At 70.3% G+C, this 10,464-nt stretch carries 7 protein-coding genes; 5 read left to right on the top strand and 2 right to left on the bottom strand.

The genetic code is table 11. The features are described from left to right. Window positions 1-57: 57 nt before the first annotated feature. The 4 genes from IE107_RS17585 (at window position 58) to IE107_RS17600 (ending at window position 5,903) form a co-directional block, all read left to right on the top strand. Window positions 58-519 (top strand): ATP-binding protein, encoded by a 462-nt coding sequence (locus IE107_RS17585; RefSeq protein ID WP_189544739.1) that lies wholly within the window; start codon window positions 58-60, stop codon window positions 517-519. Between the two features lie 132 nt (window positions 520-651). Beyond that, window positions 652-2,469, top strand: coding sequence for a DUF4357 domain-containing protein (locus IE107_RS17590; protein WP_189544740.1), 1,818 nt, complete (start codon window positions 652-654; stop codon window positions 2,467-2,469). Beyond that, complete coding sequence (locus IE107_RS17595) at window positions 2,466-3,755, top strand: McrC family protein (RefSeq protein WP_229867032.1); 1,290 nt, start codon at window positions 2,466-2,468, stop codon at window positions 3,753-3,755. Before IE107_RS17590 ends, IE107_RS17595 begins: the two co-directional genes overlap by 4 nt. 12 nt (window positions 3,756-3,767) lie before the next feature. Beyond that, window positions 3,768-5,903, top strand: coding sequence for a UvrD-helicase domain-containing protein (locus IE107_RS17600; RefSeq protein WP_189544741.1), 2,136 nt, complete (start codon window positions 3,768-3,770; stop codon window positions 5,901-5,903). A 57-nt stretch (window positions 5,904-5,960) separates the two neighbouring features. Here the strand turns inward: IE107_RS17600 and IE107_RS17605 are convergent, their stop codons facing one another. Further along, window positions 5,961-7,616, bottom strand: coding sequence for an HsdM family class I SAM-dependent methyltransferase (locus IE107_RS17605; RefSeq protein ID WP_189544742.1), 1,656 nt, complete (start codon window positions 7,614-7,616; stop codon window positions 5,961-5,963). 293 nt (window positions 7,617-7,909) lie between these two features. Here IE107_RS17605 and IE107_RS17610 point away from each other — a divergent pair, with 293 nt between their 5' ends. After that, complete coding sequence (locus IE107_RS17610) at window positions 7,910-9,616, top strand: TIGR04141 family sporadically distributed protein (RefSeq protein WP_189544743.1); 1,707 nt, start codon at window positions 7,910-7,912, stop codon at window positions 9,614-9,616. Window positions 9,617-9,631: 15 nt separating this feature from the next. Here the strand turns inward: IE107_RS17610 and IE107_RS17615 are convergent, their stop codons facing one another. Further along, window positions 9,632-10,450, bottom strand: coding sequence for a hypothetical protein (locus tag IE107_RS17615; RefSeq protein ID WP_189544744.1), 819 nt, complete (start codon window positions 10,448-10,450; stop codon window positions 9,632-9,634). Between the last annotated feature and the right edge of the window lie 14 nt (window positions 10,451-10,464).

Genomic DNA, 10,464 nt, shown 5'->3' on the forward strand with positions numbered 1-10,464 from the left:
TCCGCGTACGTGGTGCGGCGCTCGCATCCGGCCATATCCGGCCGCCACGATGACGCCATGAACCAACCCCTTCCCCAACTGGCCGTTTCGCAGCACGTCTTCACCCAGCTGCTGTCGTCCACGCGGCGCGGCGCCCGGCTCGCCCGGCTTCTCGGCGTGACCCAACTGCGGTCCTGGGGCGCCCCGCAGGACCTCACGGAGCGTGCCGAAATCGTGGTCGCGGAACTTGCCGCCAACGCCGTCCTCCATGGCTGCGTGCCTGGCCGGAGTTTCCGGCTGACGCTCACGTTCGACGCTTCGCCCGGCCGCCTTCGCGTCGACGTCACCGACGCCCGCGGCGAGCGACTGCCCCGCTTTCCCCACGAGTTCCCGCATGAGGACGCCGCGTCCGGCGCGCTTCACACCGGTGGCCGCGGCCTCGCGCTCGTTGCCGCGCTCTCCGACCGCTGGGAGACGGTCCCCCATCCGCCCAGCGGCAAGACCGTCCGGGTCGAACTGACCTCCGTGAGCCGTGGATGAGCCCACTGGCAGGACTCCGTCCGGAAACCGCCCCTGCCCGGTCACGTGTGACACCGAAACAATCGATTGACAGTGTCAACAGGTAGGCTGGGCGATATTCACGCAGACCTCACCCCGCACGGAAGGTCACCCATGTCACAGCCCGACCGTCTCCCCGGCGCGCCCGACTTCCGGATCAAGCTCCCCAAGGACGGTGGAGAGGCACACGGGCATCTGCTCACCGAGTTCGGCGGGCACGGCACGAACCAGTTCCTCCTGCACGAGGGTTCGTTCGTGGCGGCGGAGACATCGCCCAGTCTCCACGCCCACAGACGTCTGATCCGTGAGGAGCTGCGGGCGCGCGGCGCGCTGGTCGACGTTCCGGTAGACCCCGACCAGCCCGGGACGCTGCCGCGTTGGGTGGCCACGCGTGACATCCTGTGCAACTCCTCCTCCGCTGCCGCCGCGTTGGTGTACGGCTACCACGCTTCCGGGCCGGAGTCCTGGCGGACCGCCGAGGGCCACCCGCTCGCCGACTACCTGTCCACCGCCTGGCGCCCTCCGCGCAAGGCATGGCTGGTGCGCGGCAACAACGTCTCGGGACACAACCTGGTGCGGCAGCTGTGGCTGAAGGAAGGGATCGTCTCGCTCGCCGGTGCGCATCTGCCGCCCCTGGAGGAGACCGATCCGACCAAGAGCGCGCTTCGCCGCTTCGTCGAGGACGGGTACGAGGGGGCGGCCTCGTACAACCAGAAGCGCGGTCTCGTCGACGAGTTGCACGGCTTCCTGACGCAGATGCGCGTCGGCGACACGGTGGTCACCATAGGCGACGGCCGGCTTCATCTCGGACGGATCACCGGGGAGGCCGTGCAGAGCGGCTCTCCCGGTGGGCTGTCCAACTTGCGGCGGTCGGTCGCCTGGGAGCCCGACGGCCACCCGTACGAGGAACTGCCGGAAGAATTGCAGCAGAAGCTGTCCGTGCAGCATGACGTCGTCGACCTGACCGGTGTCCTGGAAGCGCTGGACGGGCTCGCCGCGCCAGCCGGCCCGGCCGCGCCCACCGACCCCGCCCTGCCACCCGTCGCCGAGCGGCCCGCGCCCCGGGAGCTGTCCTTGCCGGACGTGACCGATGCCCTCACCTCCGACCTCCTCGTCCACGAGAAGGAATGGCTCGATGATGTGCGTGAACTGCTCGTGGACGAGAGGCAGTTGGTCTTCTACGGTCCGCCCGGCACGGGCAAGACCTATCTGGCGATGAAGCTGGCCGAGCACTTCGGCGGCGGTCCCGAGCAGGTCAAGATCGTGCAGTTCCACCCGTCGTACGCCTACGAGGACTTCTTCGAGGGGTTCCGGCCCGTGGAGGACGACGAGACACAGGAGGTCGCCTTCCGGCTGACGGCGGGGCCGCTGCGGGAACTCGCCGATCTCGCCTCCCGCGAGGGCAACCGGCACGTACCGCACTTCCTGATCATCGACGAGATCAACCGGGCCAATCTCGCGAAGGTCTTCGGTGAGCTGTACTTTCTGCTGGAGTACCGGACGCGTTCCGTCCGTCTCACCTACTCCGGAGACGATTTCGCACTGCCTCCCAACCTGTTCGTGATCGGCACCATGAACACCGCCGACCGGTCGATCGCGTTGGTGGACGCGGCGATGCGGCGCCGTTTCGCGTTCGTGGAGCTTTCCCCCCGTACCGAGCCGACCGCCGGGCTGCTCGCGCGGTGGCTGGAGAGCGAGGGCAGGGACGGGGAACCCGCTCGTCTTCTCGACGCTCTCAACGCCCGTATAGACGACCCGGACTTCGCCATCGGGCCCTCCTACTTGATGAAGCCGGGCGTGTACCGCGAGGGCGGTCTCGACCGCACCTGGCGCACGAAGATCCTCCCGCTGCTGGAGGAGCATCACTACGGCGAAGGGCTCGACGTCGCCGCCCGCTACGGACTCGACTCGCTGCGCGAGCAGCACCCGTGACCGCGACCGGAACCGCGACCGTGCCGGATGTGACGCTGCGCGAGTACGGGCCCGCGCTCTCCGTCCCACTGACAGCCGAGGCCGGGCGGGCCCTTGCCGCCGCCGGAATCCTGCAGAGCGTGACCCCGGACCCCCGCCGGGAGGGGCACTGGCTGCTGCGGGCGGGCAGCCGGGTCGGCGCCGTACGCACTCCCGGTGGTCCGGTCCTGCGGATCACGCCCAAGACCCCGGTGAGCCGACTGTTCTTCCTCCTCGGCTTCGTTCTCGACCCGGCACGCGCCTGGCGCGACAGCCGGGAAGGAACCGTCGACACCGGTGCTCACGACGACGTCGTACCCGCGCTCGCGCACGCCGTGGAGCGGCAGATCGACGCGGCTCTGCGGCAGGGGGTTCTCCAGGGCTACCGCGAAGTGGAGGAAACCGCGCTGGTCGTGCGCGGGCGGATACGCGAGGCCGAACAGATCCGGCGGCACTTCGGCCGGACACCGCCCGTGGAGATCGCGTACGACGCGTTCACGACCGACACCGCCGAGAACCGCATACTGCGCGCCGCCGTCGAGCAGTTGCTGCGGCTGCCCGGAGTCCCCGGTCCGGTCCGTCGGCGCCTCGCCCATCAGCGTCTGCGTCTCGCCGACGTCCGGCCGCTGGTGCGAGGGCAGGAGCTGCCGCTCTGGCAGCCTTCGCGTCTCAACTCCCGCTATCAGCCCGCTTTGCGGCTCGCCGAGGCCGTCCTGCGCGGCACCTCGCCGGAGCACCGGCCGGCCGGGGCCGAACCACTCGCCATGGACGGCTTCCTGCTCGACATGAACAAGCTGTTCGAGGACTTCGTCACGGTCGCACTGCGCGAGGCTCTTCGCGAGCACGGCCTGACCGCGCGGCTCCAGGACCCCCACCACCTCGACCTCGCGGGTCTGGTGAGGATGCGTCCCGATCTCGTCGTCCGCACCGGGGACGGTCGCACCCCCGTGGCCGTGGTCGACGCCAAGTACAAGATCGAGAAGGCCGACGGGCTGCTCAACGCCGACCTGTACCAGGCCCTCGCGTACGCCACGGTGCTCGGTCTGCGCGAGGCCCACCTCGTGTACGCGGCCGGACGACAGCCGGAGCGCTTCCACGAGGTGCACGGCACGGCCGCCGGAGAGGACCGGCGGGGAGTGCGCCTGTACCAGCACACCCTCGACCTCTCCCGTACGCCCGAACAGCTCCTGTCGAGGATCGGGGAACTCGCCGGAAAGCTGGCCGCGGCAGCGCCGCATCCCCGATCGTCGGACACCACCACGCAGTAGGAAAGGGACGTCATGCCCCGGCTCGCCTTCGCCCAGAGCTTCTGGGACGGCTACGACATGCTGGAGAAGCCGGTGCGAGCCGGCGTACGCAAGGCCATGGGCAAGTTCCACGCCCTGACCGCCGCCGAACTCAACGCGGACAAGGGCCTGCACCTGGAGTCGGTGAACAACGCCCGTGACCCACGGATGCGGACCATCCGCGTCACCGACTTCTGGCGGGGCGTCGTTCTCGCGCCCGACGACGGCAGTGATGTGTTCCTGCTGGTCAACGTCCTGCCGCACGACGATGCCTATACGTGGGCGGCGAAGCGGCTGTACAGCGCGAACACAGCGACCAGGGCCCTGGAGGTACGCGACGCCGTCGCCCTGGACGAGCTGACCCCCCTGTACGAGACGGCCGCCGCGGACGCACCCAGGCTGCTGTTCGCGCAGGTCTCCGACGGCGCCCTGCGCGAACTCGGCCTCGACGACCAGGTGCTGCGCGCCGCGCGTTCCCTGGTCGACAAGGCCCAGCTGGAGGCGTTCTCCACGCTGCTCCCGGAGGATCAGCTGGAGGTGCTCCAGTACCTTGCCGAGGGCTTCAGCCCGGAGGAGGTCTACCGGGACGTCGTCGCCGTCCGCCGGCCCGCCGGCGCACCCGCCGAGCCGGTCGAGGACCTGGCCACGGTGATCGCCAATACTGCGACGCGCATCCGGCTGGTCACCGGGCCCCAGGAGCTGGAGGAGGTGTTGCAGAAGCCGTTCGAAGCCTGGCGGGTCTTTCTCCACCCCTCCCAGCGACGCGCCGCCTACCGCACCTCGTACGGGGGTCCGGTCCAGGTCACGGGCGGGCCGGGAACGGGCAAGACGGTCGCCGCCCTGCACCGGGTCAAGCATCTGCTGGGGCGCGGCGAGGACGGCCGGATCCTGCTGACCACGTACACGAACGCGCTCGCCGCCGGACTGCGCGAGATGCTCGGCCTTCTGCTCGACGAGGACGAGAGGCTGCTGGCCCGGGTCGATGTGACGACGGTGGACGCCTGCGCCAACGGAGTCGTGCGCGCGAAGTCCGGGGCAGCGCCGCGTCCGATCGGGGACAAGGAACAGCGGCAGTTGTGGGAAAGGGCCGTCAAACAGCTCGACCTGCCGTACACCGCCCAGTTCCTCGCCCAGGAGTACCGGCACGTCGTACTCGGCCAGGATCTCCGCGATCTCGACTCCTACCTCGGCGCGAGCCGCCGGGGTCGCGGCACCGGCATGGGGCCCGCACGCCGCCGAGAGGTGTGGAGCGGCGTCGAACGGTTCGAGCAGTTTCTGCGCGAGCGCGGCGAGACCACACATCTGCGGGTCTGCACCCGTGCGGCGGACTTCCTGGCCGGCGATCCGGCCCCCTACGCCCATGTCGTCGTCGACGAGGCGCAGGACCTGCACCCCGCGCAGTGGCGGGTACTGCGTGCCGCCGTGGCTCCTGGTCCTGATGACCTGTTCATCACCGGTGACCCGCACCAGCGGATCTACGATTCCCGGGTGTCGCTCGGTTCCCTGGGCATCGCCACAGCCGGCCGCAGCTTCCGGTTGCGCGTCAACTACCGGTCCACCGAGGAGATTCTCACCTGGTCGGCGCGGCTCCTCGCGCCCGTCACCGTCGACGCGCTGGAGGGCGAGGGAACGGACTCGTTGACCGGCTACCGCTCCCTGCTCCATGGGCGCCGCCCCCAGGTCCAGGGGTACGGAACCCGGCAGGAGGAGACCGATGCCCTGGTGGAGCGCGTCCAGGCGCTGCTCGCGGACGGTCTCGCGCCACACGAGATCGGCGTGTGCGCACGCTTCAATCTCGCCCTGGACGCGGCCGAGGACAAGCTCAAGGCCTCCGGTGTTCCGGTGCTCCGGGTCAAGGGGCAGTCCGCCGCCGGGACGCAGGGCGTACGGCTGGCGACCATGCATGCGATGAAGGGGCTGGAATTCCGGGCGGTGTCCGTCCTCGACGTCAAGGAGGGCGCCATACCGTTCGCCCGCGCGGTCACCCCACGCGAGGCAGACCCTCTCCAGCACGACGCCGATCTGCTCCGGGAGCGCTGCCTGCTCTTCGTCGCCTGCACCCGTGCACGCGAGTCACTGAGCGTGACATGGAGCGGGACCCCGAGCCCGTTCCTGCCACGCCCGGCCTGACCGGCTCGAACACGGACCGGTGCGGGACACCCGCCGAGGGGTGCCCCGCGCCGTGCTTCATTCCTCCGGTGTCAGGGCGCCCGTGGCGAGGCCGTCACGGGCGACTTCGGCAAGCTGCCTGCTCAGCTCGTCGACCTTGCGCATGCCTTCCTCGAACTCGGACACGGCCCGGAAGGCGGATCCGTAGCGACGCTGCTCGTCGATGCCCATACGCGGGATACGTGACCCCCGGGTGTCGAGACGGTACGTCCCACTGGCGCTCGTGGACCGGCGGGTGTTGACGGAGCTCCGCAGGAACCCCTGGAGATAGTCCGTGTCGAGTTGCTCGCTGGCGGAGACCGGCTCCGAGCCCTCGTATGTGACGAGTCCGGCGCGGGCGAGATCCGCGACGCTGGTGGTCGCGCCGTCCAGCGAGCCCGGTCCACCCCCGACCGTCAGCTCGGGCAGGAGGGCGGCGAGTCGGCGGATCCAGTCCTCCATCTCCTGGCGCAGGGCCGTGTACTCACCGGGAAAGTCGCGCTGCCGGGAGCGCAGGTGTTTGCCGGGGGTGAGATCGACGGTGTCGTCGAGGAGTCCGATCAGCGGCACGTCGGCGACCTGGTCGGAGCGTGGGTCCAGATCAGCGTCGGGGCTGTTGCCGGTCAGGTCGACCATGCGCACCGTACGGTTCGTGTCCGCACTCGCGGTGTTCTCAGGGCGCTGCAGACACCACAGGTGGACGGGCAGGGAGTGAGAGGTCGCCGTCCCCGGCGGCAGGGCGACCACTTGGCGCAGGATGCCCCGGCGTACGAGTTCTGCCCGGATGCGGCGGCCAGCCTTGCGGTAGGCGACCGAGGCCGGCATGACCATGAGGACCTGGCCGCCCGGCCCGGTGTGTGCATAGGCGTGCTGGAGCCAGGCGAGCTCGCCCTCGGCCTTGGACGGGGTACCGAGCTCCCAGCGCGAGTCGAGCAGCAGTTCCTCCCGCCCCCACTCGGTCACACCGGCCGGCGGGTCACAGACGACGAGGTCCGCCTTGAGATCCGCCCATTCGTCCGCGCGCAGGGAGTCCCCGGCCACGATGCGGACCCCTGTTCGGCCCAGGAGGTCGGCGCGGAGCTGTGCGAATCGGGCGCTGTCGGCGTCCACTTCCTGACCGTGGCAACGCGTGGCCGCCCCGGAGGCGGCGGACAGGAGCAGCACCCCGATTCCGCAGGCCGGGTCGAAGACCGCGGCGTCGGAGGGGAGTTCGGGAGCGAAGTGGCGGACGGCACGCACCACGCGCTCGGGAGTCACCTGGTCCGATCCCGCGCGCCGGGCGGAGTCCACGAACCGTTCGGTCAGTCCGTTCACGAGGTCGGCGGGTGCCGCGGTCCGGGCGAGCTTCCGCACCCGAGGGGCGATGTCGTCCGGCAGCCCCGGAGCAGGCCGTCCGGCCAGCGCCGCGGCCACCTCCGCCAGGCCCGCGACCATCTGTTCCCCGTACGCGGCCCGCAGGGCCTGCCACAACTCGACCTCGGGTGACACCTCCTGGCCCTTGCGCTGCCTGTCCAGCCATCCCTGGACCTCGGCGAGCGCGAAGAGCGGACTGTTCGCGGCGCCTCCCGCCGGCGCCGGGAAGTCGTCGTAGCGCCGACGCCAGTTGGAGACAGCAGCCCGGGTGACACCGGCCAGTCGAGCGATCTCGGCACCGGTGACCAGGGGGCCGACCGGTGAAGCTGCGTTGTCCGTCATACGCCCAGCGTACACGGAACACTCCGCCTCCTCCAGAGTGAAGTCTGTTGACAGTGCGCACAGACTAGTGCCAATATCCTCCGTGTACCTGGGTCGTCCCGAGCGGGTACGACGTGCAGCGCGTCCTCGCCGCGACCGCCTCGTCCCGTCGTGTCCCACGGCGGAGGGCTGCCAGGACCTGCCTGCGGCACCTGTCTTCGCCCCGTAGTCCCCGTCACGGCCACAACGGCGCAGGACATCGGTGCGTCCCGCCCACCTTCAAGAATTTGCCCACTGCTCCACGGAGGCTCGCCATGGCATCGAACACCGCAGTACGCACCGTCTACCTGCTGACCGGTGTCACGCCCACCCCGGAGGCCATGCTGGATGCCCTCGACCCGCAGCTTCTGGACAGGCTCGGTGCCGATCTGCACTTCCCCGACGCGCTCGGCGTTCCGGCTGTGTACATCACCTGCGGAATGGAGCACACCGAGGCCCCGTGGTGCGAACCCATGGCACGCACCACCGGCATCACGGTTGCCGAGAGCGTCCGCCGCACAGCCGCCGTCCTGCTGCTCGCCGTGGACGGCACGGTGTACGCCATCGGCTGCGACCAGGGGTACCGGCTGATCCCCGACCGCCTCAAGGACAAGCGCTTCGGTCTCTCCTTCGCCATCCGGCAGATGGATCCGAACATGATCCGTGGGGCGGTCTCGAGGTCGCTCGGACAGACACGCACCGACATCTCCCTGGTTCCGAGCGGCGCCCCGGTCCCGCTGCTCGGCCTCCGTGACCACTCGCGTGTCGTGCGCAGCCTGGGCGGCTACCTCGACGACCTGCCGCTCACCCGCTCGCGGTACACACGCGGAAGGGCGGTCAGTGCCCAGGGCGGATGCGGATTGAGGATCGCGCTGGGCATCGAACCCGAGGCCCTGCTCTCCGACTTACGGACCATCGCCAGGATCTGCCGCGAGGACATCCCGCACCAGGAGCTGGAGTTCGTCGACCACATCGTCCCGGTCACCGATCCGACGGTCCTCGACGCCCTCGACCGGGAGCTGGACGACTGTCTCGGCCGGCCCGCCGACGGACGGATCTCCTCCATCGTCCCCTCCGATCACCATGTGGCGTACACGGAGGCCTCCGTGTACATGACGCGGATCAACAGCGCCGACGCCTGGCGCTCCGACGACTTCGACCTCGGCTACGTACTCATGCGGGCCCGGCTCGCACCACCCGGACAGCGCCTCAAGGTGCTGCGCGAGGGAACGGTGACCCTCGCCAGGGACCGCCGGACAAGTGCCGTCGACACACTCGCCGTGACCAGCGCGCTGACCTGGCTGGAGGTCGGCTCCTCGCTGGGCTCCAGGCGGTTCTTCCTCCTGGAGGGCGAGTGGTACGAGGGCGGGGCCGCCTACGTGGCGGAGAGCCGGGCCACTGTGGCGGCCCTGTTCTCTCCCGTTCCCTCCGTCTCGCTGCCCGCCTGGCTCGACGGTGAGTCCGAGAACACGTACAACAACAGGGTGGCCGATGAGGAGCGGCCGGGCTGGCTCTGTCTCGACACCAAGAACGTCACCAATCCCCTCCGGCCCAGGGACCAGGTCGAGATCTGCGACCTGCTCACGCCCGACGGCACCCTGGTCCTCGTCAAGCGCGCGGCCGGTTCCGGTCCACTGAGCCACCTGTTCAGCCAGGCCAGGGTGGCCGTGGAACTGCTCCAGGAGTCCGCGCAGGTCCGTGCAGAGTTCACTGCGAAGGTCACCCGACTCAGCGGGGGCAGGTACGTGCTTCCTGACGACTTCACGCCCAAGCGGATCGTGCTTGCCATGCTGCTCAAGAACCGGGAGAGTCTGACCCCGGAGTCCGTCTTCGGCTTCTCCCAGATCACCATGGCCCAGACCTCGAAGGCCCTGGCAGCACGTGGGGTGGCTGTCGAGGTCGTCGGAATCCCGGAGGGCGGCATCGACACCGTTCCCCTGCCAATGGGTCGGATGGAGATCGGTGCATGGGTCCCCGGCTGAGCGTCCGTCGGCCCGTCAGGGGCGGTGCTGGTGGCCGACGTCGCGGGCGAGGTCCAGGCCGAGGACGCGGTCGAGGTGGGCGAAGGTCTCGAACTTGGCGCCCGGCGGGACGTCGGACCGTTCCGCCACCTCGGCCAGGAGTGCCAGGACAGCGGCGACGTCGAGATTCTCGGCGAGCGCCGCATGCGACTGCCGCAGCAGGTCGGTAGGGATCGGTCTGGACGGCTGCTGCGCCCAGTCGGCGACCGATCGCCGCCAGTCGCGCAGGGTCCGCCGGGCCCCGGCGAGCGCGGGGCCGGTGACCGTGACCGGGGTCTTGTAGGGGCTGGTGAGCAGCAGCAGGCGCACAGCCAGCGGCTCGGCGGTCTCCGCCGGATCGAGGGTGCCCGGGGCGGAGAGACCCTGCGTCGATGGGGCGGTGGTGACTCGGCCCACCTCGATCAGGGCTCCGCCCCCGGCGCCGCCCGGGTCGGTGCCGGCGGCGGTCACGTGGACGTCGGCCGGGCCGCCGAGGGACGCCTCCGGGCGGTGGTGGCCGATGACGGCAGGGGGGTGGATGCCGAGCACCGCCATCACCCGGTCCAGGGCCAGGGCACGTTCGGGCGTCAGCTCCGGGGTGGTGAGGACCGTGACGACCTGGAGGCCGTTCAGCTCGGCGGTGCGTGCCAGCACGTCGCCGATCAGGGGGACGCGCAGGTGCACGGGGCCGAGCCCGGTGCCGGTGTCCGGGCCCGTGCCGATGTCGGGCAGGTGGACGCAACTGCGCAGCAGGCGGCGTGGGGAGGCGGGCACTTCCACGGGGTGGCCGGTGCGGGTGTCGGTGATGCGCAGCATGATGCGGAGGCTAG

Origin of the sequence: Streptomyces gelaticus (assembly GCF_014649535.1) — a bacterium.
Classification (GTDB): Bacteria; Actinomycetota; Actinomycetes; order Streptomycetales; family Streptomycetaceae; genus Streptomyces; species Streptomyces gelaticus.